Origin of the sequence: Azospirillum aestuarii (genome assembly GCF_016632405.1) — a bacterium.
Classification (GTDB): Bacteria; Pseudomonadota; Alphaproteobacteria; order Azospirillales; family Azospirillaceae; genus Azospirillum; species Azospirillum aestuarii.
The window spans coordinates 190,948-212,355 of the sequence record NZ_JAEPIV010000009.1 but is presented as its reverse complement, the minus strand read 5'-3'; the positions used below and the strand labels follow the sequence as shown (position 1 = coordinate 212,355).

The 21,408-nt window shown below is 66.6% G+C and carries 24 protein-coding genes; 16 read left to right on the top strand and 8 right to left on the bottom strand.

What is annotated here, in order from left to right:
• The first annotated feature begins 173 nt into the window (after positions 1-173).
• Entirely contained in the window at positions 174-464 is a 291-nt protein-coding gene (locus JJL56_RS17880; protein ID WP_200485798.1) for a YkgJ family cysteine cluster protein, read from the top strand.
• Here the strand turns inward: JJL56_RS17880 and JJL56_RS17875 are convergent.
• A complete protein-coding gene (locus JJL56_RS17875) occupies positions 436-1,236 on the bottom strand; it encodes a hypothetical protein (RefSeq protein WP_200485797.1) in 801 nt (266 codons plus the stop codon). The two genes, JJL56_RS17880 and JJL56_RS17875, sit on opposite strands and share 29 nt — an antisense overlap.
• A 94-nt stretch (positions 1,237-1,330) precedes the next feature.
• On the opposite strand from JJL56_RS17875, the gene JJL56_RS17870 reads away from it, so the two are divergent.
• From JJL56_RS17870 to JJL56_RS17830, 9 genes are all read left to right on the top strand, one after another.
• Positions 1,331-2,101, top strand: coding sequence for an SDR family oxidoreductase (locus JJL56_RS17870; protein WP_145626703.1), 771 nt, complete (start codon positions 1,331-1,333; stop codon positions 2,099-2,101).
• A 401-nt stretch (positions 2,102-2,502) separates the two neighbouring features.
• Complete coding sequence (uvrC, locus tag JJL56_RS17865; protein ID WP_200485796.1) at positions 2,503-4,485, top strand: excinuclease ABC subunit UvrC; 1,983 nt, start codon at positions 2,503-2,505, stop codon at positions 4,483-4,485.
• 48 nt (positions 4,486-4,533) lie between these two features.
• On the top strand, positions 4,534-5,145 hold the full coding sequence (pgsA, locus tag JJL56_RS17860) for a CDP-diacylglycerol--glycerol-3-phosphate 3-phosphatidyltransferase (RefSeq protein ID WP_145626701.1): 612 nt from the start codon (positions 4,534-4,536) through the stop codon (positions 5,143-5,145).
• A 165-nt stretch (positions 5,146-5,310) separates the two neighbouring features.
• Positions 5,311-5,838, top strand: a complete 528-nt coding sequence (mobB, locus tag JJL56_RS17855; RefSeq protein WP_145626700.1) for a molybdopterin-guanine dinucleotide biosynthesis protein B — start codon at positions 5,311-5,313, stop codon at positions 5,836-5,838.
• Positions 5,839-5,925: 87 nt separating this feature from the next.
• Positions 5,926-7,191, top strand: a complete 1,266-nt coding sequence (moeA, locus tag JJL56_RS17850) for a molybdopterin molybdotransferase MoeA (protein ID WP_200485795.1) — start codon at positions 5,926-5,928, stop codon at positions 7,189-7,191.
• On the top strand, positions 7,191-7,442 hold the full coding sequence (moaD, locus tag JJL56_RS17845) for a molybdopterin converting factor subunit 1 (RefSeq protein ID WP_145626698.1): 252 nt from the start codon (positions 7,191-7,193) through the stop codon (positions 7,440-7,442). Before moeA ends, moaD begins: the two co-directional genes overlap by 1 nt.
• Before the next feature lie 16 nt (positions 7,443-7,458).
• Positions 7,459-7,917 (top strand): molybdopterin synthase catalytic subunit MoaE, encoded by a 459-nt coding sequence (moaE, locus tag JJL56_RS17840; RefSeq protein ID WP_145626697.1) that lies wholly within the window; start codon positions 7,459-7,461, stop codon positions 7,915-7,917.
• 89 nt (positions 7,918-8,006) lie between these two features.
• The gene (locus JJL56_RS17835) at positions 8,007-8,669 is read left to right on the top strand and encodes an MORN repeat-containing protein (protein ID WP_200485794.1); all 663 of its coding nucleotides are present in this window, start codon (positions 8,007-8,009) and stop codon (positions 8,667-8,669) included.
• A 74-nt stretch (positions 8,670-8,743) separates the two neighbouring features.
• Positions 8,744-9,379: a LysE family translocator gene (locus JJL56_RS17830; protein ID WP_145626695.1), complete on the top strand. Its 636-nt coding sequence runs from the start codon at positions 8,744-8,746 to the stop codon at positions 9,377-9,379.
• Between the two features lie 4 nt (positions 9,380-9,383).
• Here the strand turns inward: JJL56_RS17830 and JJL56_RS17825 are convergent, their stop codons facing one another.
• A complete protein-coding gene (locus tag JJL56_RS17825; RefSeq protein WP_200485793.1) occupies positions 9,384-10,541 on the bottom strand; it encodes an alpha/beta fold hydrolase in 1,158 nt (385 codons plus the stop codon).
• 220 nt (positions 10,542-10,761) lie between these two features.
• Here JJL56_RS17825 and JJL56_RS17820 point away from each other — a divergent pair, with 220 nt between their 5' ends.
• On the top strand, positions 10,762-11,232 hold the full coding sequence (locus JJL56_RS17820; RefSeq protein ID WP_247889504.1) for a hypothetical protein: 471 nt from the start codon (positions 10,762-10,764) through the stop codon (positions 11,230-11,232).
• On the opposite strand, the gene JJL56_RS17815 is transcribed toward JJL56_RS17820, so the two are convergent.
• Positions 11,210-11,785 carry a GNAT family N-acetyltransferase gene (locus JJL56_RS17815; RefSeq protein ID WP_200485792.1) on the bottom strand — a complete coding sequence of 192 codons (576 nt, stop codon included), beginning with the start codon at positions 11,783-11,785 and terminating at the stop codon, positions 11,210-11,212. The two genes, JJL56_RS17820 and JJL56_RS17815, sit on opposite strands and share 23 nt — an antisense overlap.
• Before the next feature lie 318 nt (positions 11,786-12,103).
• On the opposite strand from JJL56_RS17815, the gene JJL56_RS17810 reads away from it, so the two are divergent.
• On the top strand, positions 12,104-12,274 hold the full coding sequence (locus tag JJL56_RS17810; protein ID WP_186452967.1) for a hypothetical protein: 171 nt from the start codon (positions 12,104-12,106) through the stop codon (positions 12,272-12,274).
• Positions 12,275-12,369: 95 nt separating this feature from the next.
• Here JJL56_RS17810 and JJL56_RS17805 read toward each other — a convergent pair whose 3' ends face one another.
• Both JJL56_RS17805 and rpoH read right to left on the bottom strand, forming a co-directional pair.
• Positions 12,370-13,716 (bottom strand): globin-coupled sensor protein, encoded by a 1,347-nt coding sequence (locus tag JJL56_RS17805; RefSeq protein WP_145626692.1) that lies wholly within the window; start codon positions 13,714-13,716, stop codon positions 12,370-12,372.
• 230 nt (positions 13,717-13,946) lie between these two features.
• Positions 13,947-14,837 carry an RNA polymerase sigma factor RpoH gene (gene rpoH, locus JJL56_RS17800; protein ID WP_035673897.1) on the bottom strand — a complete coding sequence of 297 codons (891 nt, stop codon included), beginning with the start codon at positions 14,835-14,837 and terminating at the stop codon, positions 13,947-13,949.
• A gap of 523 nt (positions 14,838-15,360) precedes the next feature.
• On the opposite strand from rpoH, the gene JJL56_RS17795 reads away from it, so the two are divergent.
• Positions 15,361-15,879, top strand: coding sequence for a GNAT family N-acetyltransferase (locus JJL56_RS17795; protein WP_200485791.1), 519 nt, complete (start codon positions 15,361-15,363; stop codon positions 15,877-15,879).
• Positions 15,880-16,117: 238 nt separating this feature from the next.
• On the opposite strand, the gene JJL56_RS17790 is transcribed toward JJL56_RS17795, so the two are convergent.
• Entirely contained in the window at positions 16,118-16,528 is a 411-nt protein-coding gene (locus tag JJL56_RS17790; RefSeq protein WP_145626690.1) for a Ros/MucR family transcriptional regulator, read from the bottom strand.
• 68 nt (positions 16,529-16,596) lie between these two features.
• Positions 16,597-16,923 (bottom strand): HU family DNA-binding protein, encoded by a 327-nt coding sequence (locus tag JJL56_RS17785; RefSeq protein ID WP_282186563.1) that lies wholly within the window; start codon positions 16,921-16,923, stop codon positions 16,597-16,599.
• A 321-nt stretch (positions 16,924-17,244) separates the two neighbouring features.
• Here JJL56_RS17785 and JJL56_RS17780 point away from each other — a divergent pair, with 321 nt between their 5' ends.
• Positions 17,245-18,234 (top strand): TerC family protein, encoded by a 990-nt coding sequence (locus JJL56_RS17780; RefSeq protein ID WP_145626688.1) that lies wholly within the window; start codon positions 17,245-17,247, stop codon positions 18,232-18,234.
• Positions 18,235-18,240: 6 nt separating this feature from the next.
• Here the strand turns inward: JJL56_RS17780 and JJL56_RS17775 are convergent, their stop codons facing one another.
• Complete coding sequence (locus tag JJL56_RS17775; protein ID WP_200485790.1) at positions 18,241-18,708, bottom strand: HAD family hydrolase; 468 nt, start codon at positions 18,706-18,708, stop codon at positions 18,241-18,243.
• A 132-nt stretch (positions 18,709-18,840) separates the two neighbouring features.
• Here JJL56_RS17775 and JJL56_RS17770 point away from each other — a divergent pair, with 132 nt between their 5' ends.
• Both JJL56_RS17770 and JJL56_RS17765 read left to right on the top strand, forming a co-directional pair.
• Positions 18,841-19,959 carry a polysaccharide pyruvyl transferase family protein gene (locus tag JJL56_RS17770; protein WP_145626686.1) on the top strand — a complete coding sequence of 373 codons (1,119 nt, stop codon included), beginning with the start codon at positions 18,841-18,843 and terminating at the stop codon, positions 19,957-19,959.
• 15 nt (positions 19,960-19,974) lie between these two features.
• On the top strand, positions 19,975-21,399 hold the full coding sequence (locus JJL56_RS17765) for an FAD-dependent oxidoreductase (RefSeq protein WP_247891121.1): 1,425 nt from the start codon (positions 19,975-19,977) through the stop codon (positions 21,397-21,399).
• Positions 21,400-21,408: the final 9 nt, after the last annotated feature.

Below are 21,408 nucleotides of genomic sequence, written 5' to 3'. Positions count from 1 at the left end.
TAGGTCGCCGCCAGGTCACCACGGCACACGCCAAACCATCAAGGACTTGGACGCAACAGGTTTCAGCATCGCTTGACAATCGGCTTCATGAACGACAAAGCCGGCGCTTTCCCCAACGGGAAGCGCCGGCTTTTCGTCGTGTCCTGGACCAATGAGAAAGAACGGGAAATGCGATGATGACTGAGGATGGCGTACCGGATTGCGAGAGCTGCGGGGCCTGTTGTGCCTATTCCTGGGAATGGCCGACCTTCATCGGTGATTGGGATGGCGACGGCATCATGGAGCATCTGAAGGAGGACGGCCGCATGCGGTGCAACGGGAATCGCTGCGCCGCTCTGATGGGAACCCTCGGCGAGTCCGTCTTCTGCAGCGTCTATGAGCACCGTCCGCTGGTGTGCCGTGAGTTCACGGCCGGAAGCGACGCCTGTCACACCGTCAGGTCCCAGCTGGGGCTGCGAGATTGAACCAGGCGCCAACCCGGTGACGCAGGCTGCGCCGGCGGTCCTCCTCCGGGGCCGGGGCGATGTCCCAATCCCAGGCGCGGTCGGGAGGAGGAAGATCGAGCCCCCAGAGGGAATCCCCGCGCTCCTCGATCGTGCCATTCTCCAACCAGAGACTTTCCGTGTCAGTGAAGAGCGTGGCCTGTTCGGCGACACGGGCAAGCCAGGAGCGATGGCTGCCCGCCAGGGTTCGGGCAAAGCGCTCCCTCTCCGCCTCCGGCGTGTTCGGTGCCTTGCGATCGATGGCGTCCAGGGGCAGAAGGGGGAGTTGCGACAGGAGATTGCAGGACAGGGCGAAGGCGAACCGCTCCCCCGGCAGGTCGGGCGGCGCCGGCGAGGGAAGCGGTAACCCTCCGGAGAGGGCTGCGTCCAGGGTCGCCAACGCCCCGGTGACGTCGAGGGCGAGCAGGCGGACGTTTGGATGGCGCCGCGCCTGCCGGCGAGTGGTGCGGGTGTGCACCATGTCGATCAGCACCACTTCGCCAAATCGCTCGGCCAGCGCCGCGAGCGGAACCTCGATCAGCAGGCCGGACCCCGCCACCAGCGCCCGCCCGCCCCGCGGCGCCCGCTCGGCGGCTTCCTGGACGAAGCGGCGGCAGGCGTCGACGTGGGGAGCCCAGGCCCGCCGCTGGCGCCGGTGGCGGGCGCCGAGGGCCACCGCTTCCGCCAGGTAACCGTAACGGCGGGCCAGTGGCGGGCAGGGCGTGGTCAGATACTCGAAGGCTTCCCTCAGCATGGCCGCGTCCCGCTCCGCGCGTCTTTCACCGGTCCGGTCCTCGACCCGAAGGGAACCCCTTGACCGGAACGGGTGGCAGGGTACCTATGGCGGCATGGTGGAGATCAAGAGGAAAGCGGCCCTGGTTACCGGGGCGGGGAAGCGGATCGGACGCGCCATCGCGCTCGATCTCGCGGCGCGTGGCTGGCGGGTGGGAGTCCATTTCGGGCATTCCCGCGGCGAGGCTGATGCGGTGGTGGCTCAGATCGTCGGGCAGGGCGGCGTCGCCGTCGCGCTTCAGGCAGACCTGGAACGGGAACTGGACGCGCAGGCGCTGGTGCCCGAAGCCGTGGAGCGGCTGGGCACGCTGTCGCTGCTGGTCAACAACGCCTCCTGCTTCGAGCGGGACGAAGTGGAGGACGTGACCCGCGAGTCGTGGGACCGCCACATGGAGGCGAACCTCCGCGCCCCGTTCGTGTTGAGCCAAGCCTTTGCGAAGCAGGTGCCGTGCGACGCGGAGGGGCTGATCGTCAACATGATCGATCAGCGGGTGTGGAACCTCACCCCGCATTTCATCTCCTACACCCTGTCGAAGGCCGGCCTGTGGACCCTGACCCAGACGCTCGCCATGGCGCTTGCCCCCCGCATCCGGGTCAACGCGATCGGACCGGGCCCGACGCTGAAGAATGTCCGGCAGACGGAAGAGGAGTTCGCCGCGCAACGTGACGCGACCCCGCTCAGGCGCGGCCCTTCGCCCGAGGAGATCTGCGCGGCCCTGCGCTTCCTGATCGAAGCGCGGTCGGTCACCGGACAGATGGTGGCGTTGGATGGCGGTGAGCATCTGGGATGGGCGCAGCCGTCCCTGGGGTTCGTGCCGACGGAATAGGCGGGTCGGCCGGGATACGCCTTGCCGTTCAGCGGTCGGCGCCCTGATCGGTCGGGCAACCCGGCAAGAGGACCGCGCGTTGTACACATCCGGCCCTGTTGGCGCAAGGGGCTGTTTGCGTGACCAGGAATTTTAGCGGCACAGCGCCAAAGTGCCGACTTGACTCAAGGTGACTTCAATAAAAACAATAACTTAGGATAAATGCCTAAATTTTGTGCATAGCTTTCGAATCCCTTGGGCCGCCTTGCTTCCCTTGGGGTAACTCTTGGGTTATTGACACACTTATCCACAGGAGTCGTGGATATCCCGACGAGTGATCGCCGACGAGGTGAGTCGTTCGTCTTAACCATTCAGGACGGGGGGTGGTTGACCCATTCCCCGAAGCCGACGACATTCGAAACATGGCCGATACCGCAGACACCCCCACGGACCTCATTCTCCCGGAGATGGACAGCGCGGACGATCTGGATGCCGACGCTCCAGGCGCGGATGCTCAAGGCGCGGACGCCACGCCACGACCACGGCGTCGCCCCGCCGATCTCGCGCGCGGGGCGGAGGTGATCCGCGACCATCTGAAGACTCTGCCGCAGACGCCCGGCGTCTACCGCATGCTGGCGGGTGACGGGGCCGTGCTCTATGTCGGCAAGGCCAAGAACCTGAAGCGGCGGGTGTTCAACTACACCCAGGTCAACCGCCTGCCCGTGCGCCTCCAGCGTATGGTGTCGGAGACGGAGACCATGGAGTTCGTCACGACCCACACCGAGGTCGAGGCGCTGCTCCTCGAATCGAATCTGATCAAGCGGTTGATGCCGCGCTACAACGTGCTGCTGCGGGATGACAAGACCTTCCCGCACATCATGATCACCAAGGACCATGACTATCCGCAGCTGACCAAGCACCGGGGCGCGCGGTCGCGCGAAGCCGATTATTTCGGCCCCTTCGCCTCGGCGGGGGCGGTCAACCGGACGATCACGGCGCTCCAGCGCGCCTTCCTGCTGCGCAACTGCGCCGACACGGTGTTCGCCGCGCGCACGCGGCCCTGCCTGCAGTACCAGATCAAGCGCTGCACCGCGCCCTGCGTGGAGCGGGTCAGCCCGGCGGAGTATCAGGCGCAGGTCGATCAGGCCCGCGCCTTCCTGTCCGGCAAGAGCAGGGACATCCAGACGGAGTTCGTCGCCAAGATGACCGAGGCGGCGGAGAATCTCGACTACGAGACCGCCGCCCGCTACCGCGACCGTATCCGCGCGCTGACCGCGGTGCAGGCGCATCAGGACATCAACGTGGAAGGGGTAATCGAGGACGCCGATGTGATCGCCGCCTATGCGGAGGGCGGGATGACCTGCGTGCAGGTGTTCTTCTTCCGCGGCGGGCGCAATTACGGCAACCGCGCCTATTTCCCCAGCCACGACAAGAGCGCCGAGACCCCGGAGGTGCTGGCCGCCTTCATCGCCCAGTTCTACGAGAACAAGGCGGCCCCCGGCCTCGTCCTGGCCAGCCACGACCTGCCGGAAGAGGAGCTGCTGACCGAGGCCCTGGCGCTGCGCGCCGGCCACCGGGTGGAACTGGCCGCGCCCAAGCGGGGCGACAAGCGTCGCATCGTCGAGCACGCCCTGACCAACGCGCGGGAGGCCCATGGACGGCGGCTGGCCGAAAGCTCGTCCCAGGCGCGGCTGCTCGACGGGGTGGCGACGGTCTTCGGGCTGGACGGCCCGCCGCAACGCATCGAGGTCTACGACAACTCGCACGTCCAGGGCGCCCATGCCATCGGCGCCATGATCGTCGCCGGGCCGGAGGGCTTCATCAAGAACGCCTACCGCAAGTTCAACATCAAGACCGAGGGCGCCGCCGGCGACGACTTCGCGATGATGCGCGAGGTCATGGCCCGCCGGTTCGGACGGGCGGTCAAGGAGGACCCGGAGCGGACGCAGGGCACTTGGCCCGATCTGGTGCTGATCGACGGCGGCATCGGGCAGCTCAACATGGCGCTGGGCGTGCTGGCCGATCTGGGAATCGATGACGTGACGCTGGTCGGCATCGCCAAGGGGCCGGACCGCGACGCCGGGCGGGAGCGCTTCTTCATGCCGGATCGCGCGCCGTTCCAGCTGGAAATGCGCGACCCGGTGCTCTATTTCCTGCAACGGCTGCGGGACGAGGCGCACCGCTTCGCCATCGGCACCCACCGTGCGAAGCGCACCAAGGCGTTGGGAAAATCGATGATCGACGAGATTCCCGGAATCGGACCCGGCCGAAAGAAGGCCCTGCTGCACCATTTCGGCAGCGCCGTCGCCGTCTCCCGCGCCGGTCTGGCGGATTTGGAGTCGGTCGAAGGGATCAGCAAAACGGTGGCGAAAAAGATATACGATCATTTCCATTCAGACGGTTAGAATGACGTCACCCGACGCGCGTTTCCCCCGACTCCAGAGTTGCGACCGATGCTGACCAGCCTGCCGAACCTGCTCACCCTGTCGCGCATCGCGGTGATCCCCGTCGTGGTCGGGCTGTTCTACGTGCCGGAGGCGTGGGCCGCCTACACGGCCTGCGCCCTGTTCGCCGCAGCCTGCATCACCGACTGGTTCGACGGCTATCTGGCCCGCGCCTGGGAGCAGGAAAGCGTCATCGGCAAGTTCCTCGACCCCATCGCGGACAAGCTGCTGGTCGCCGCGACGCTGATCATGCTGGTCGCCTTCGCCCGGCTGTCCGGGCTGTCGGTGCTGGCGGCCGTGGTCATCCTGCTGCGCGAGGTTCTGGTGTCCGGCCTTCGCGAGTATCTGGCCGGGCTGAACGTCGGGGTGCCCGTCACCTGGATGGCCAAGTGGAAGACGACGATCCAGATGGTGGCGATCGGCTTCCTGATCGTCGGCGATTACGGCCCGGTCCATCTCCCGGTCACGCTGATCGGCACGCTGGGCCTGTGGGTGGCGGCCATCCTCACCTTCGTCACCGGCTGGGATTACATGCGCGCCGGGCTGAAGCACATGATGGCCCACCAGCCGGCCAAGCCCCGGAAGGGCGCGCCGGGCAACCCGGCCCGCACGCCGGGCTGAGCCGCCTTCCGGGGCCGAGGCGCTTTTTATCGCAAACGGCTTTCCGGCTGGCGGCAGAGCGCACCACAAATCCGGTTTGTCCGTTCGCACGCCCGTGTGTTTCTGCTATGTGACCGGGGAACGCCCGCGAAGCGATGGGCGGCAAGGCGGAGGATAGGGGCTTCCATGAAGATGTTCGGCCTGACGGGGTGGAGCGGCAGCGGCAAGACGACGCTGATCGTTCGCCTGATCCCGGCGCTGATCCGGCGTGGCCTGACCGTTTCGACCATGAAGCACGCGCACAAGGGCTTCGACATCGATCACCCCGGCAAGGACAGCCACAACCATCGCGAGGCCGGCGCCACCGAGGTCCTGGTCAGCTCGCCCCGCCGCTGGGCGCTGATGCACGAGATCCGGAAGGACGAGCCGGAACTGTCCCTGACCGAACTGCTGCCGAAGCTGTCGCCGGTCGATCTGCTGCTGATCGAGGGATTCAAGCGCGAGCCGCACGAAAAGATCGAGGTGTGGCGCGCCTCGGTGGGCAAGTCGCTGATCGCGCGCGACGACCCGAGCATCGTCGCAATCGCCAGCGACGGGCCGGTGCCGGACGCCGGGGTGCCCGTCTTCGACCTGAACGACGAGGAGGCCATCGCGTCCTTCATCATCGAGCGTTGCGCGCTGGACCGGTGCGGCGCAACGGGGCAGGCTGTCTGAGGCGCCGGGCAGTCTGAAGAAGGCGGCCTGAAAAAGGCAGTCTGAAACAAGACCGTCGGGCAGCGGTGTGCAGGGTGGAGTGGGGCGATGGCTCAGCTTAGCGACGATTGCTTCGCCTTCGGCGGGGAGATGATGGCGGTGGACAGGGCGCTGGAGCTTCTCTCCGGCCGCCTCCGCTCCGTCACGGAGGCTCGCCGGATCGGCCTTGCCGACGCGCTGGGCCATGTGCTGGCCGAGGATGTCGTCGCTCCGTTCAACGTGCCGCCCCACGACAATTCGGCGGTGGACGGCTACGCGGTCTTCTTCGACGACCTGACGCCCGACGCGGCCACGCGGCTGCCGGTCACCGCGCGCGTCGCCGCGGGCCATGCGCTGGACCGTCCGGGGCGGCGCGGGGAGGCGGTGCGCATCTTCACCGGCGCCCCGATGCCCGAGGGCTTCGACACGGTGCTCATGCAGGAGGATTGCAGGGCGGAGGAGGACACCGTCGCCATTCCCCCCGGCATCCGCCGCGGCGCCAACCGCCGCCGCGCGGGGGAGGATATGTCGCAGGGCAGCACCGTCCTGACCGCCGGCCGCCGGCTGCGGGCGGAGGACATCGGTCTGCTCGCCTCGCTCGGGCGGCGGGAGGTGACGGTGCGCACGGTCCTGCGCGTCGCCGTCTTCTCCACCGGGGACGAGGTGCGGGAGCCGGGTGTGCCGCTGGAGCCCGGCTGCATCTACGACGCCAACCGCTTCGCCCTGATCGCTTCGCTGCGCCAGCTCGGCTGCAACGTGACCGATCTGGGCATCCTTCCCGACCGGCTCGACGCCGTTCGCGGCGCTTTGGCGGAGGCGGCGGGGACGCATGACGTACTCATCACCTCGGGCGGCATGTCCACCGGGGAGGAGGACCACGTCAAGGCGGCGGTGGAAGCGTTGGGCGGGCTGCATTTCTGGCGGCTGGCGATCAAGCCGGGGAGGCCGGTGGCGCTGGGCACGGTCAATGCGACGGCCAAGAGCGCGGTCTTCATCGGCCTGCCGGGAAATCCGGTGGCGGTCATGGTCACCTTCCTGCGCATCGCGCGCCCGATCCTGCTCCGGCTGATGGGGGCGGCGGATGAGGCGCCCGCCTTGTTCCCGCTGCGCGCGGGCTTTACCTACAAGAAGAAGGTAGGGCGGCGCGAGTATGTCCGGGCCACGCTCGCCCGCGCCGCCGATGGGGTTTTGACCGCGGTCAAGCATCCGCGCGACGGGGCGGGCATCCTGTCGTCGATGGTCGAGTCCGATGGGCTCGTCGAACTGCCGGAAGAGATCACCCGCGTCGAGCCGGGGATGATCGTGGATTTCCTGCCTTTCAGTGAGGTTCGGTGATGAAGATCCTCTATTTCGCCTGGCTGCGCAGCAAGATCGGCGTGGCGACCGAGACGGTGGACCTGCCGGCGGAGGTCCGGGACGTCGGGACCCTGGTCGAGTGGCTGAAGACCCGCAGCCCGAAGCACGCCGACGCGCTCGCCAACAGCACGGTGGTGAAGGTCGCGGTGAACCAGGAGCACGTGCCCTACGACCACCCGGTCGGTCCCGGTGACGAGGTGGCCCTGTTCCCGCCCGTGACCGGCGGCTGAGAAAGGAAACCTTGCCGTGACGGTGAAGGTGCAGAGCGAGGACTTCGACGTCGGTGCGGAGCTGGCCGCGATGACCGGCGGCAAGACCGGCATCGGCGGGGTGACCCTGTTCGTCGGGCTGGTGCGCGACATGGCCGGCGGCGAATCCGTCAGCGCCATGACGCTGGAGCATTATCCCGGCATGACCGAGCGGCAGTTGGAGGCCATCGAGGCGGAGGCGCGGGAGCGCTGGCCGCTGGACGACGCGCTGATCATCCATCGCTATGGGCGGCTGGAGCCGGGCGACCGGATCGTGCTGGTCGCCACCGCCAGCGCCCACCGCGAGGCAGCCTTCGAAAGCTGCCATTTCCTGATCGACTGGCTGAAGACCAAGGCGCCCTTCTGGAAGATGGAAGCCACGCCGGACGGCGAGCGCTGGGTCGAGGCTAAGGACTCCGACGACAAGGCGGCAGCCCGCTGGACGAAACCGGCATGAGGTGAGAGGCAGGACACAGACGGTGCCCTCCTCACGGTGATTGGATTCGCTCCCGCGCAAGGCTGTGCGCGCATGCAGGGTGTCCGATCATGCGAACCCGGTTTTTGCTCACCGGATTGGCCGTGCTGCTGGGGGCGCTCCTGTCGTGCCCCATCCAAGGGAAGGAGAGGCGACTGGTTGAGTGGGTTCTGACCGACCCGGTCAGCGGCTGCCGCGTCCGCGACCATGACTTGGGCCGTGGGAGGTCCGTCCGATGGAGCGGACCCTGCCGCAACGGCTTCGCTCACGGTGCTGGCGTTCTCGAAACATTCGAAGGCGCAGAACCGGCGGACTGGATCGAGGCGGCCTTCGTCGATGGCCGGGCCGAAGGGCCGGGACGCGCCGGGCGCGAGGATGGGACGATCTTCCAGGGCCGTTTCCGGCATGGCCTCGCCACCGGCCTGGGGACGTTGACCCTTCCGGATGGTCACCGCTATGTCGGTGAATTCGCCTTCGGGCGTCCGACCGGGCAGGGGGAGTTCATCGCCTCCATGGGGTTGCGGTACCGTGCGCGGGTCGACCGGGACGGTCGGGTGTGGCCCGGCGCGCTTCTCGGCGCGAAGCCTCCCGAACCCTTCCAGTCGGCCGAGCGGCCGGTTATGAAAGGACCGGCGGCGCCTGGCAGCCTTGAGGAGTGGCTGCGCACGCCGCCATGGGACTACCGCAATCCAGAGAGGCCCGACCCGGATCGGCCCAACCCGGACGGGCGTTGACCAGCTTTGCACAGGCGGCGTTTGCCAGACGCGCCGCGCCGTGGTGACATCCTGGACCCCTTCGGAAGACGGCGATGAACTGGCAGACCCTCGGATTCTTCTTCGCGACGGCCTTCGTGCTGTCGATGACTCCCGGCCCCAACATGCTGCTGGCGATGAGCCTCGGCCTGCGCTACGGCGTCCGCCGGGCGGCCTGGGGCGGGCTGGGCATGTGCGTGGCGCTGACGACGATGGCCACCCTGTCGGTGCTGGGCCTCGGTGCCCTGCTGGCGGCGTCGGAACCGGCCTTCCAGGCGGTGAAGTGGGCGGGCGTGGCCTATCTGACCTGGCTCGGCATCGCCGCGTGGCGGGCGCCGGTGCCGGACGGCTCGCCGCGCGTCAGCGGCGCCGCGGCGGCGGAAGAGGCTCCGGCCCATCGCCTGTTCCTGCGCGGGCTGCTGGTCGCCTTTAGCAACCCGAAGGCGCTGGTCTTCATGGCCGCCCTGTTTCCGCAGTTCATCGACCCGGCAGCCCCGCTGATGCCGCAGCTCGTGGCGCTGGTGGCGATCATGGTGGTGATCGAGTTCGGCTGGATCATGGCCTACGCCACCGGGGGCAACAGCATCGGCGCCCGCCTGACCAGCGGGTCCGCGGCCCGGACCCTCAACCGCCTGACCGGCGGCCTGATGATCGGCGCCGGCGGGCTGCTGGCGCTCGCCCGCCGGCTGTGATCATTCAATCCATCCGGCGGAGGGTCGTCTCCAGACGGCCCTTGCCGGAGCGGTCCAGCCACGTTGCGGACAGGCGCCCGTCGGTGCGGATGCTGTAGCGCAGCACGTTGCGCCCCTTCTCGTCGAACACCAGCTCGTCGTTCTCGATGCGGCCCTTGCGCTGGGCGCGCTCCATCGGCTGGTCGGCCTCCATGCCCGGCCCCAGCACATAGTCGGCATAGACGGCGTCGCCTTCGACCCGGTCCACGGCCAGAGCGATCTCCCGGCCGTTGATGTAGGCGCCGTACCACACGCCAAGGAAGGAGCGGGCACCGGTGCCCGCCGGAGAGGAGGTGCCGCTGCCGGTGCGCGGTTCCGGCGCCGCGGCGCGCATCAACTCCGCGCTCGGCGTGCGGCCCCAGGACTCGTCGCAGGATGGGTCGCCCCGGCGCGGTGGAGCTTCCGCGAAACGCAGGATGCAGGAGCCGAAACGCCGGACGAACATTCCGGTCGTCGCGGCGCCATGGCCGGTCAGCAGCGCCGGCTGATCCACCACGATGTGTTCCAACCCGCGCGAGGACAGGATTCCGCGCGCCGACTCCCCGCGCCCGCCGGGGTCGAAGTCGTCGCCGTGGAAGAAGAACAGCATCACCCGCGCATTGTGGATGCCGCGGAGGATCGGCCAGAGCTGCGCCGCGTTGTCGCGGAAGCTGTCGTAGGAGTCGGAGAAGTTGCCGAAGGCCGCGGGGGCGGTGCCGACGACGGCGTCCACCCGGTCGCTCTGACCGGCGGCCATCAGCGAGAGGAAGGCGCCGAAGGACTGGCCGGTCAGCACGACCTTGCGGTAGCCGCGGTCCTTCAACTGGTCGGCGTAGCCCGCCAGCGCGCGGGAGCTGTTCGGCAGCGTGTCGCTGACCCGCATGCGGTCCAGCCGGAACACGTCCCACCCCGCGTCCCTCATGGTCTTCATGTAAAGGGGGGTGGGGGCGTTGGAGTCCTCCACATCCACCGACCGGCCGTGGCTCCACACCACCGCGCCTCGGGCCATGGTCGGGCCGAGCAGGGCGCCGTCGCCATAGGCGGGATTCAAGTGAATCTGGGCGGCCGCCATCGGCGCCGTTCCCAGCATCGCCAACACCGCTGCCACCAGTCCGAGCAAGGCCTGTCCGACTGTCCGCTTCATCCTTCCACGCTCCTGTCTGCGGGCGTGGGAAGGGTCCATGAATATGGTTAACCCGACCTTTCCACCAGGACGCTCCGGCTTTTGTCACGGAGCGTTGTCACAGCGCCCCACGATCAGCGCCCTGCGTCAGAAGGTCCATAAGATGCAAATGCGAATGACTCGCATTTCTGGCGTGGATCGTCTAAGGTTGGCTGCGTCACTTCAGTCGGGAGGGGTCAAGATGTGCGATTCGGTGGGCGAGGGGCGTCTGTCTCCCTGGACGGTGTCCGATCTGACGACGGCGGAGCGCGCGCTTCTGACCGGCTTCCGGCAGTGGTTCCGTCACGGCACCGCCGGCGCGATGGCCGCCATGCGGGCCAGCTTCGGCGTGGCCGGCGTGCCGTCGTCGGCTCTGTTGCCACTGTTCGCCCTTCTGGGAACCTTCGCCGTGACCAACGCCGGCCGGCCGGCGTTCCGCTGCCCCTCCTGCTCGCGGGTCGGGATGGACGAGATGGCGGTGCTGGACGCGCTGGCCGCCATGCAGGCCGGGGAGGGTGACGTGACGACTCAAGTGTTCGACCGCTGGCTTCCGCTGGTCGCGCTGACCATGGCTGCCGATTCCGCACGGGAGCTGGCGGACATCCTGGACGGCGCGCGCATCCGTCTGCCGCGACGCCGTCCGGCCCGGCTCATAGCGCTGGCGGCGGAATAGCCGGTGCGAAGCCGGCACCGGTCTGCCATGCCACCGGCCTGAACAGCGGCTTGCGCATGATCCACTGATCGATGGGCACCTGGACCAACTCGCCGGCCGGGGTGCGGTAGGAATAGCGCCCCCGTTCGGTCCCGCGCAGCTCGTAGCCCAGCCGCTCGTAGAAGACGAGGACCCCGGCGTTGTCCCGATCCACGCCCAGCTCCGATTCCGAATAGCCGTGGTCGAGCGCGGCGCCCTCGGCGGCGGCCATCAGACGTGTGGCGATGCCGCGATTGCGAAAGGGCTGGAACACCCGCAACGCCCACAGTGTGGCACGGCGCAGATGCCGCTTGCGCTGGAAGTCGATGCAAATCTGGCCGGCGGGAAAACCATTGACCTCCGCCACCAGGAGCGCGCCACAGCCGCGTTCCTGGGCACGGAACGCCGTGGCGAGGATTTCCCGATGCGGCGTGTGCAGGCCGAACCATTCGAGATCCGGCAGGTCGGTCCGGCAGGCTGGGCGAATTGTGACGGGCAGGCTGATCACATCCTGCGACGCGGTGGCGGCGTCCATTCCTCCTCCGGACTTCAAACCATCTGACGGAATGAACGAGCCTACGCTGCGTGGCGTTCCCCGCGACCAGTGAAAGTCTTACCGGGCAAGAACGGCCTCCGAGCCGCAGGGCGAAAAAGAAAATTTAGAAAATTGCTCAAATATCATTGATATCTTGCGAGCTCTGCAACCCAGAGAATATGACGATCAGCCTTGTTGACGACATGCGCGGACTCTTGATAAGTCTCTATACGAATTGGGGCGAAGAAACCGGCGATCGGTAACGAGAGGAGACTCTCAAGCCGACAGAGAACGCCCGGAGAGAGGGAGGACCGTGCGATGATCAAGATTGTCAACCTGGGACGCACTGGCCTTTTCGTGGTGATGCAGAACGGCGCTTTGACCACCATCGGTGGCCGCAGCCATTGGCGCTCGCTCGATGATGTCCGTTCGGCGGCGAACGCGGCGAAGATCAAGGTCAGCGATACGGTTCTCCGCACCGTTCTCTGACGGCAACGCCCGCGTCGCCCGCAGGACAGCGGGCCAGTCGATTTGGTGAGCCGGCGGCACTGATCGGGGCCGCCGGCCACAGGCCGTTGGAACGATCAGCCGGCCCGGACCCGCGCCAGGAAGCGATCGACCTCGGCCCGCAGATTGTGCGATTGAACGGACAACTCGTTCGTCGCCGACAGAACGCCGCGCGCTTCCGACCCCGTGTCCGACGCCGAGGAGTTGACGCGCACGATGGTCTCACTGACCTCGCGGGTGCCGATCGACGCCTGCTGGACGTTGCGGGCGATCTCGGTGGTGGCAGCGCCCTGTTCCTCCATGGCCGACGCGATGGAGGTCGAAATGTCGTTGATCCGCGCGATGGTCGTGGAAATCGAGCGGATGGCGAGCACCGCGTCTTGGGTCGCCCCCTGAACCGCACCGATCTGGGAGTTGATCTCCTCCGTCGCCTTGGCGGTCTGGTTGGCGAGGCTCTTCACCTCCGACGCCACGACGGCGAAGCCCTTGCCGGCCTCGCCGGCGCGGGCCGCCTCGATGGTGGCGTTCAACGCGAGGAGGTTGGTCTGGCTGGCGATGTCGTGGATCAGCTTGACCACCTGACCGATGCGGCTGGCGGCGTCGGCCAAGCCCTGCACGGTGGTGTTGGTGCGCTCCGCCTGTGACATGGCCTCACCGGCGATGGCCGCCGACTGAGTCACCTGATGGCTGATTTCGCCGATGGAGGCGGTCAGCTCCTCGGCCGCCGCGGCGACCGTCTGAATGTTGACGGAGGCCTCCTCGGCCGCCGCTGCCACCTGGGTGGACTGCGCGCTGGTTTCCTCGGCGGTGCGGCTCATGTTCTGGGCGGTGCCCTGGAGCTGCTGCGCGGCGGAGGCCACGGCCTGGACCACGCTCTTCACCTCGCGTTCGAACGAGTCGGCGGTGGTTCCCAGCTCACGCGAGATGATCGCGGCGGTGTTCAGGTCGACATAGACGGAGGTCGCCAGATCCATGTCCAGGAAGACCGCCTTGTTGATCGCCTGCATCAGCTGGGCGAGCTTCTCCGGCTTCTTGCGGTAGACTTGGTAGGCGAGATCGATCAGCTTGTTCAGCGTGTAGCAATAGGCGCCCGTGTACCAGCGCGGCTCCAGACCGATGCGCTGGTGCGCCTGCCCAATCTTCAGCACCTGGGCCATGTAAGCGTCGTCGAAGGTGCCGGTGAAGACATTCTTCAGCCAGTGCTGCTTCTGCATGTCGCGCGCCCGGCTGACCACCGTGGGATTGGCGAGGAGCGTCGCCACCTGCGGGACAGAGCGCAGATAAACGTAGAAGTCCTCAAGGATCTGATCGATGCGTTGGGCGAGATGGGGTTGGAATTCCCGAAGGACGGCCTTCGTGGGTTCGTCGATTCGCAAGAAGGAGATTCGGTCGAGAATGGATTGTGTCTGGGCAGAATGCGACATGGATCGACTTCCCCGCGAAATAGGACCGCATCAGATTAGCGAAATTTGTTTTTAATGCAAAGTAACTAACCTGCGGGCGGCACTATGGAGGGTTACGATCGGTGTGAAAACCGGCAGCGTTGTCGCAGGCCCAACAAATCATCGGAGTCTAATGAAATAGAAAACCGGCGGAGCCGTTTGGCATCCGCCGGTATGTTGTGAACCCTCGTGGAGATGTCTGTTCGTCTACATCATGCTGCCATGTGGGCCGGTGCGCGGCGCAACGCTTGAGCGGCGCTGAGCACGGCCTTCTGCAGCTTTTCGAAGGCCCGCACCTCGATCTGGCGCACCCGCTCGCGCGATACGCAGAACTGCTGGCTCAACGACTCCAGGGTGGACGGGTCCTCCTTCAGTCGGCGCTCGAACAGGATGCGGCGTTCACGGTCGTCCAGCCGCTCCAAGGCCTGTCCAACCAGCCGGCGGCGCAGCGCCAACTCGTCGGCATCGGCGATCACGCTCTCCTGGGTCGGGCGGTCGTCGGCCAGAAGCTCCAGCCAGTTGGTTTCGCCATCGCTGGACATGGCGGCGTCGAGCGAACTGTCGTTGGACGAGAGCCGGCGGTTCATCTCGATCACCTCCTGCTCCGGCACGTCCAACTCGGTCGCGATGGCGGTGACGGTGGATGGGGACAGGTCGCCCTGCTCCAGTTCCTGCATCTGGCTCTTCAGGCGGCGCAGGTTGAAGAACAGCTTCTTCTGCGCGGCGGTCGTGCCCATCTTCACCAGGGACCAGCTGTGCAGGATGTATTCCTGGATGGCCGCGCGTATCCACCAGGTGGCGTAGGTTGCGAAACGGAAACCGCGTCCCGGATCGAATTTCTGAGCGGCCTGCATCAGACCCACATTGCCTTCGGCGACGAGGTCGACTAGCGGCAGGCCGTAGCCGCCGAAACCGCGGGCGATCTTGATGACCAGCCGCAGATGGCTGCCCACCAGACGCTCCAGCGCATGGCCGTTCCCGCGGTCGCGCCAAGCGACGGCCAGCTCGCGCTCTTCGTCGGGGGCCAGGATGGGGAACCGCTTCGACTCCTCGACGTAACGGGTCAGGCTGGCATTTTCACCAGTCAGGAGTTTCTTGAGCACACCGGCCTCCTCTCTCCAACGCTCCACCGTCTCTTGCCGCTGAACCCTTTCGATGGCCGTTCGCGGACGCCCATCGTTTCGGCATTCTTATTGTGGACATTTGCCGAAATTATCCAGGAACACGTCAATCAGACACTGATACTGTGCCGCCACCACCAAGTTGGATCAAGCCTTGAAACGGCAGTGCAGCAATATTTTTTGGCGTATATCCGGACTATTCGGTCCTTATGAATGCCAAAAACATCGGGAGAACTTTTGGGAGATTGGCGAAAATATGACGGCTTTCGTTTGGAGTGAAGGCAGATGCGGCGCTCTCCGCTTTGTCATCACTCGGCCGCAGATGGGTATCCTTTTCATAAGCCATGGCCATACGGGCTAGTCGTATCAGCCTCCCAGCATAGGACCTTTCTCAGAGGTTGAGGGGCGGCACGGACGCGGCCCGCGGCGACGCTTGTGTTCCACCGGCTTGCGGGCGTGCTATTCCGGGAGGAATCCAAGGAAGACGCAAGGTGAGAGGCCCGCCATGAACATTCGCAGCAGCCGACCGGACGATCTGGCGCGCATCCAGGCGATCTACGCTCACCATGTCCTGACCGGTGCGGCCAGCTTCGAGGAAGTCCCGCCCAGCCTGGAAGAACTCGCCCGTCGCCGCGACGAGGTGCTGGCCAGGGGCATGCCCTATGTCGTTGCGGAGATGGACGGGAGAGTCATAGGGTATGCCTATGCCGGTCCTTACCGGCTGCGCACCGCCTACCGCTACAGCGTCGAGGATTCGATTTATCTCGATCCGGAGTGCATGGGGCGCGGTGCTGGTAGGGCATTGCTCTCGGTGGTGATCGACCGCTGCGAGGAGGCGGGTTGCCGCCAGATGATCGCGGTGATCGGTGACAGCGCGAACGCCTCGTCCATCGGTCTTCATCGCAGCCTGGGCTTCGAGCCGGCGGGTCTGCTGAAGGCGGTGGGATTCAAGTTCGGGCGCTGGGTGGACAGTGTCCTGATGCAGCGCCCGCTCGGCAACGGGGATGCGTCACGGCCTGAATGATGGGAGAGCCGGGCAACCGGGCCGTTGCGTCGTTCAACGTGCGTCGTTCAACGGCCAGAGGTCAGAGGAGAAACCCATCAGATGCGTGTGCTGGATTCTGTATGTCGCGGCGCACGTGGCCTTGTCTCGCGGGAGCGTCTTGACCGCATCCGTGGCATCGATCCACGACCGCTGAAAGCAACAACGGGCGCATCCCTGGGATGCGCCCGACATTGAATGCATTGCGTGGGGCAGGGGATCAGTCCTGGACCACCCGCTTGCGGCCCAGGCCGAGCTTGGTGGCCATCTCCGAGCGGGCCTTGGCGTAGTTCGGGGCCACCATCGGATACTCCGCCGGCAGGCTCCACTTGGCGCGGTAATCGTCCGGGGACATGCCGTAGACGGTCTTCAGATGCCGTTTCAGCATCTTCAGCTTCTTCCCGTCCTCCAGGCAGATGATGTGTTCCGGGGTGACCGACTTCTTGATCGGCACCGCGGGGACCAGCTCGGCCTTGGCCGGCACGGACTTTTCTTCGCCGAGGCCGTTGAAGGCCGCCTGCACGTTGAGGATGAGCGCCGGCAGGTCGGCGACCGGCACCGTGTTGTTGCCGACATAGGCCGCAACGACCTTGGCGGTCAGGGCCTGCAATTCCGATGCTTCGATGGTCATGGCCGCGTTCAGCTCCGTTCCCCTGTGGATCAGCCGTTTGGAACAGCCTTGGATTTGGGCGATGTCGATCAGACGTTCACCACGTCGCGCAACTGCTTGGCCGGCTTGAACCGCGGCGCCTTGGACGCGGCGATCTGCACCACCTCGCCGGTGCGCGGGTTGCGCCCGTCGCGGGCGGCGCGCTCGGCGACCTCGAAAATGCCGAACCCGGCAAGGCGCACATCCTCGCCACGACCGAGCGCCGAGGAAATGCCTTCGAACACCGACTGGACGACCTTCGCCGCATCGGACTTGCGGATGCCGGCGTTGGTTGCGACGGTCTCGATGAGCTCGGCCTGGTTCATGCGAAACTCCTGGTGCGTGTGCGCGTGTGGATTTTTCCGTGTTCTTGGCAGATTGAATCCATTGGCACAAGAGCGATGGCCGGAAAGGCAACCATAAGTGTTTTGCCAATGATGAGTTCTTGCATCCCCTGTGGCCCGGATGCATCAAAGCGACCGCCCGCCGCGGCACAACGGTGCTGTACGGACGACAAAGGGAGGATGATTTCCGTCGATAGTTGATCGACTCGCCGGACACGGGTCTTGAACGGAAAAACAGCAACACCACTTGCGTGGCGTTCGGGTCCGGGCCCCTCTGACGGCTGAGGCGTCGGCCGTGATGTCGGATACCGCTTGAATTCACTGCAGACGCAGCGCAATCAAGTGGGCCTGTTAATGGATTCCCTTATCGCTCCCGTCCTTCTCGATTTCATGGGAAAGCCGGTGTGGGTCTGGTTGACCTTCATCGGCATCGTTCTGGCCTTGCTGGCCTTCGACCTCGGCATCCTCAACCGCCGCGACCGCGAGATCGGCGTGAGGGAGAGCCTTCGCCTTTCCGCCTTCTACATCACCGTCGCCCTTCTGTTCGGCGGCTGGGTCTGGTGGTCGATGGGCGATGCGGCGGCGGCCCAGTACTACACCGGCTTCTTCATCGAAAAGAGCCTGTCGCTCGACAACGTCTTCGTCATATCGCTGATCTTCACCTACTTCGCGGTCCCGCGGGCCTGCCAGCACCGCGTGCTGTTCTGGGGCATCCTGGGCGTGATCGTGATGCGCGGTCTGATGATCGCCGCGGGCGCCGCCCTGGTCAGCGAGTTCCACTGGGTGCTCTATGTCTTCGGCGCCTTCCTGCTGATCACCGGCGTGAAGATGCTGTTCGCCGTGGACAAGGAGCCGGACCTCGCCAACAACCCGGCGCTGCGCTTCCTGAACCGGCATCTGCGGATCACCGACGGCTTCCGCGGCCAGAACTTCTTCGTGCGGGAGACGGGTCCGGACGGGCGGACCGCCCTCTACGCCACGCCGCTGTTCCTGGCGTTGATGATGGTCGAGTTCGCCGACCTGATCTTCGCGGTGGACAGCGTGCCGGCCATCTTCGCCATCACCACCGATCCCTACATCATCTACACCAGCAACATCTTCGCCATCCTCGGCCTGCGCGCGCTCTACTTCGCGCTGGCGGCGATGGTCCACCGCTTCCGTTACCTGAAATACGCGCTGGCTCTGGTGCTGGTCTTCATCGGCGGCAAGATCTTCTACACGCAGATCTTCGGCAAGCCGGACCCGCTGCTCTCGCTGGGCGTGACGCTGACCCTGATCGCGGGCGGCGTGGTCGTCTCGCTTCTCAAGACGCGCAGCGAGGGCAAGCGGCTGCCGGCGGAGTGATGCCGGTCAGCCGGTGAAGCCCAGGCGTTTCAGGGCGGCGATGCTCTCCTTCGCGCTGGTGTGAAGGATGAAGTCGCCGCCCGCCTGCGTCCAGGGATCGCGGGCCTTCTCGCGGTCGTCCACCAGAACCGTGCCCGGCCCGCCATGCCGGTGCTTGTCGCGGGCCATGCAGGTGATGACGTGCACATGGGGGCCCAGCATGTGGGCGACCCAGCGCCGCTTCTGCTCCGGCGCCCAGGAGCCGAGCGGCAGGCCGGTCAGGATGGTCGGCGCGTGGGGTTCGCAGAATCGCCAGAGATCCTGCGCGTCGTGCATGAACTCCAGCGTCCCGAAGAAGTCGGGGTGGCGGGACAGCTCCCGCCACATGACCTTCATCGGGATCTCCTCCGGGCGTTTGCCGGTGATCGCCTTCACGCCGCGGTCGAAGTCGGCCAGAACGCCGTCGAGATCGAGGAACAGCCTGGATTTTTGCATCGTTGTCCTTGTCTTGCCGTCCAACGCCGGGCGAACGCGACGGAAGAATACCGGTCGCACGGAACCTTCGCCAGTCGGTCGGGTTGCACCCGAAGGCATAGGCGCACGGCTTCGGTGCGGCAGGGGGTATGGATGACGGTCATAGGCATTTCAGGGTCTTACGGCGGCCTCAATCTTGGTGACGAAGCGATCCTCACCTCGGCCATCGAGCAGTTGCGCGCCACCGTGCCGGGGGTGGAGGTGGTCGTCTTCTCGCGCAACGCCGCCCACACCCGCGAGAACCACGCGGTGGACCGCGTACTGAACCCGCGGGAAGCCATGAAGGATGAGATCACGCCCGAGGTCGAGCGGCTCGACCTGCTCCTCCTGGGCGGCGGTGGCATCCTCTATGACAGCGAGGCGCAGACCTACCTGCGCGAGGTCACCATCGCGCAGAGGCTGGGGGTGCCGACCCACACCTTCGCCATCGGCGTCGGCCCCCTGAAGGACCGGGTGGAGCGCGACGCGGTGCGCGAGGGGCTGGACCGCATGACCGGAATCACCGTCCGCGAACCGAGCGCCAAGCGGCTGATCGAGGAGATCGGCGTGCAGGTCCCCGTGACGGTCACCGCCGATCCGGCGCTGCTGCTGAAGCCGGAGCCCTTCACGGAGGACATGCTGGCCGAGGCCGGTATCCCGCGCGGGCGCCCTCTGGTCGGCTTGTCGGTGCGCGAGCAGGGGGCCGCCGCTCCCGAACTCAGCGACGCGGCTTACCACCAGCTTCTGGCCGAGGCGGCGGACTACATCGTGCAGCGTTTCGGCGCCGATGTGGTGTTCGTCCCGATGGAACGCGCCGACGTGCGGGAGGCGCACCGGGTGATGGGCCGCATGGCCGTTTCTGAGCGCGCCCATCTGCTGCAATACCGCTACACGCCGCGCCAGATCATCGGGCTGATGGATCACTTCGAAATGGCGGTGGGGATGCGGCTGCATTTCCTGATCTTCGCCGCGATCACCGGCACGCCGCTGATCGCGCTGCCCTACGCCTCCAAGGTGTCGGACTTCCTATCCTCGGTGGGGCTGGAGCCGCGGGCGACCGTGTCCCACACCACCGCCGGGACCTTCCTCGCGGACCTCGACCGGCTGTGGGACCACCGCGCGGAGCAGAAGGGACTGCTGCGCGACCGGATTCCCGTGTTGATGGAGCGCGCCCGCGAGACGGCACCGCTGGCCCTGCAAACGGTGACCCCGCGCGCCGAAGCCGCGGAATGACGAAAGGAGACAGTCTTGCCTGTCCTGCCCTGTCCCCCGAACCCTGAATCGGTCACCCTGCCGCCGCGCCGCGCCATGAAGGTGGCGCGCTGCCATGTGCTCGTCGTCGGCGGCGGCCCGGCCGGCATGGGGGCGGCCATCGGAGCGGCCCAGTCGGGGGCCGACACCATCCTGGTGGAGCGCTACGGCTTCCTCGGCGGCAACGCCACGGCGGCGCTCGTCATGCCCTGGATGAGCTTCTACACCCAGCGCGGTTCGGTGGCGGTGGTCGACAATACGCGCCTGATGCCGCAGGACCACGGCCCCGGCGAACCGGTGGTGGGCGGGGCGCTGGCCGTCTTCCTGGGGCGCCTCTACACCAACCAGGGTGCTGTTCCGCCCTCGCCGGACACCGGATTCACCGTCCCCTTCGACCCGGAGGTGCTCAAGGTCACCGCGCAGCAGATCCTGGACGAAGCCGGCGTGAAGGTGCTGCTGCACGCCTTCGCCTCCACCGTCCTCGGCGAGCCCGGAAAGCCCGATGCCGTCGTGTTCGAGACGAAATCCGGCCCGGTGGTGATCGAGGCCGACGTGATCGTGGATTGCACCGGGGACGGCGACGTCGCAGCCCTGGCCGGCTGCGATTACGATGTCGGGCGGGAGGAGGACGGGCTGACCCAGCCCATGACGCTGATGTTCCGCATGGTCGGATTCGACCACGACGCCTTCAGCGGCTATGTGCGGGAGCACCCGACGCAATGGCGCGGCGTGCACGGCCTGTGGGATCTCGTGTCCAAGGCCACCGCCAACGGCGACCTCGATCTGGCGCGCGAGGACATCCTGTTCTTCGCCACCACCCATCCCGGAGAGATCGCCCTGAACTGCACGCGGGTCACCGGCGCGCTGGGCACCAACGTCTTCGACCTGACCCGCGCGGAGTGGGAAAGCCACCGGCAGGCCGCGCAGATCGCGAATTTCCTGCGAAAGTACGCCCCCGGATTCGCCGACGCCTACAACTGCCAGACCGGCACCGGCATCGGCATCCGCGAGACGCGGCGCATCGTCGGCGACTACGCCATGACCGCCGACGACGTGCTGGGAGCGGCGAAATTCAGGGACGCCATCGCGCGCGGCACCTACCCGGTGGACATCCACAGCCCGACCGGCCGCGGCACGGTTCTGAAGCGCGTGCCCTCCGGCGAATGGTACGAGGTGCCGATGCGCGCCCTGCTGCCCAAGGGGATGGAAAAGCTGCTGGTGGCCGGACGCTGCATCTCCGGCAGCCACGAGGCCCATTCCTCCTACCGGGTGACCCCCACCTGCATGGCGACGGGGCAGGCCGCCGGGGTCTGCGCGTCGATGGCGGCGCGGCGCGGCGAGCGCACCCGCGACATCCCGGTCGGCGCCATCCAGCGCGAGCTGCTGCGCCAGGGCGCCCTGCTGCGCGAGCCGGAAGCGTAAGGCTCCTGG

What these genes read in the sequence shown, in the direction of transcription:
- JJL56_RS17880 (WP_200485798.1), top strand. Translation starts at nt 174, where the DNA reads ATGATGACTGAGGATGGCGTACCGGATTGCGAGAGCTGCGGGGCCTGT.
- JJL56_RS17875 (WP_200485797.1), bottom strand. Translation starts at nt 1,236, where the DNA reads ATGCTGAGGGAAGCCTTCGAGTATCTGACCACGCCCTGCCCGCCACTG.
- JJL56_RS17870 (WP_145626703.1), top strand. Translation starts at nt 1,331, where the DNA reads ATGGTGGAGATCAAGAGGAAAGCGGCCCTGGTTACCGGGGCGGGGAAG.
- uvrC (WP_200485796.1), top strand. Translation starts at nt 2,503, where the DNA reads ATGGCCGATACCGCAGACACCCCCACGGACCTCATTCTCCCGGAGATG.
- pgsA (WP_145626701.1), top strand. Translation starts at nt 4,534, where the DNA reads ATGCTGACCAGCCTGCCGAACCTGCTCACCCTGTCGCGCATCGCGGTG.
- mobB (WP_145626700.1), top strand. Translation starts at nt 5,311, where the DNA reads ATGAAGATGTTCGGCCTGACGGGGTGGAGCGGCAGCGGCAAGACGACG.
- moeA (WP_200485795.1), top strand. Translation starts at nt 5,926, where the DNA reads ATGGCTCAGCTTAGCGACGATTGCTTCGCCTTCGGCGGGGAGATGATG.
- moaD (WP_145626698.1), top strand. Translation starts at nt 7,191, where the DNA reads ATGAAGATCCTCTATTTCGCCTGGCTGCGCAGCAAGATCGGCGTGGCG.
- JJL56_RS17835 (WP_200485794.1), top strand. Translation starts at nt 8,007, where the DNA reads ATGCGAACCCGGTTTTTGCTCACCGGATTGGCCGTGCTGCTGGGGGCG.
- JJL56_RS17830 (WP_145626695.1), top strand. Translation starts at nt 8,744, where the DNA reads ATGAACTGGCAGACCCTCGGATTCTTCTTCGCGACGGCCTTCGTGCTG.
- JJL56_RS17825 (WP_200485793.1), bottom strand. Translation starts at nt 10,541, where the DNA reads ATGAAGCGGACAGTCGGACAGGCCTTGCTCGGACTGGTGGCAGCGGTG.
- JJL56_RS17820 (WP_247889504.1), top strand. Translation starts at nt 10,762, where the DNA reads ATGTGCGATTCGGTGGGCGAGGGGCGTCTGTCTCCCTGGACGGTGTCC.
- JJL56_RS17815 (WP_200485792.1), bottom strand. Translation starts at nt 11,785, where the DNA reads ATGGACGCCGCCACCGCGTCGCAGGATGTGATCAGCCTGCCCGTCACA.
- JJL56_RS17810 (WP_186452967.1), top strand. Translation starts at nt 12,104, where the DNA reads ATGATCAAGATTGTCAACCTGGGACGCACTGGCCTTTTCGTGGTGATG.
- JJL56_RS17805 (WP_145626692.1), bottom strand. Translation starts at nt 13,716, where the DNA reads ATGTCGCATTCTGCCCAGACACAATCCATTCTCGACCGAATCTCCTTC.
- JJL56_RS17795 (WP_200485791.1), top strand. Translation starts at nt 15,361, where the DNA reads ATGAACATTCGCAGCAGCCGACCGGACGATCTGGCGCGCATCCAGGCG.
- JJL56_RS17790 (WP_145626690.1), bottom strand. Translation starts at nt 16,528, where the DNA reads ATGACCATCGAAGCATCGGAATTGCAGGCCCTGACCGCCAAGGTCGTT.
- JJL56_RS17780 (WP_145626688.1), top strand. Translation starts at nt 17,245, where the DNA reads ATGGATTCCCTTATCGCTCCCGTCCTTCTCGATTTCATGGGAAAGCCG.
- JJL56_RS17775 (WP_200485790.1), bottom strand. Translation starts at nt 18,708, where the DNA reads ATGCAAAAATCCAGGCTGTTCCTCGATCTCGACGGCGTTCTGGCCGAC.
- JJL56_RS17770 (WP_145626686.1), top strand. Translation starts at nt 18,841, where the DNA reads ATGACGGTCATAGGCATTTCAGGGTCTTACGGCGGCCTCAATCTTGGT.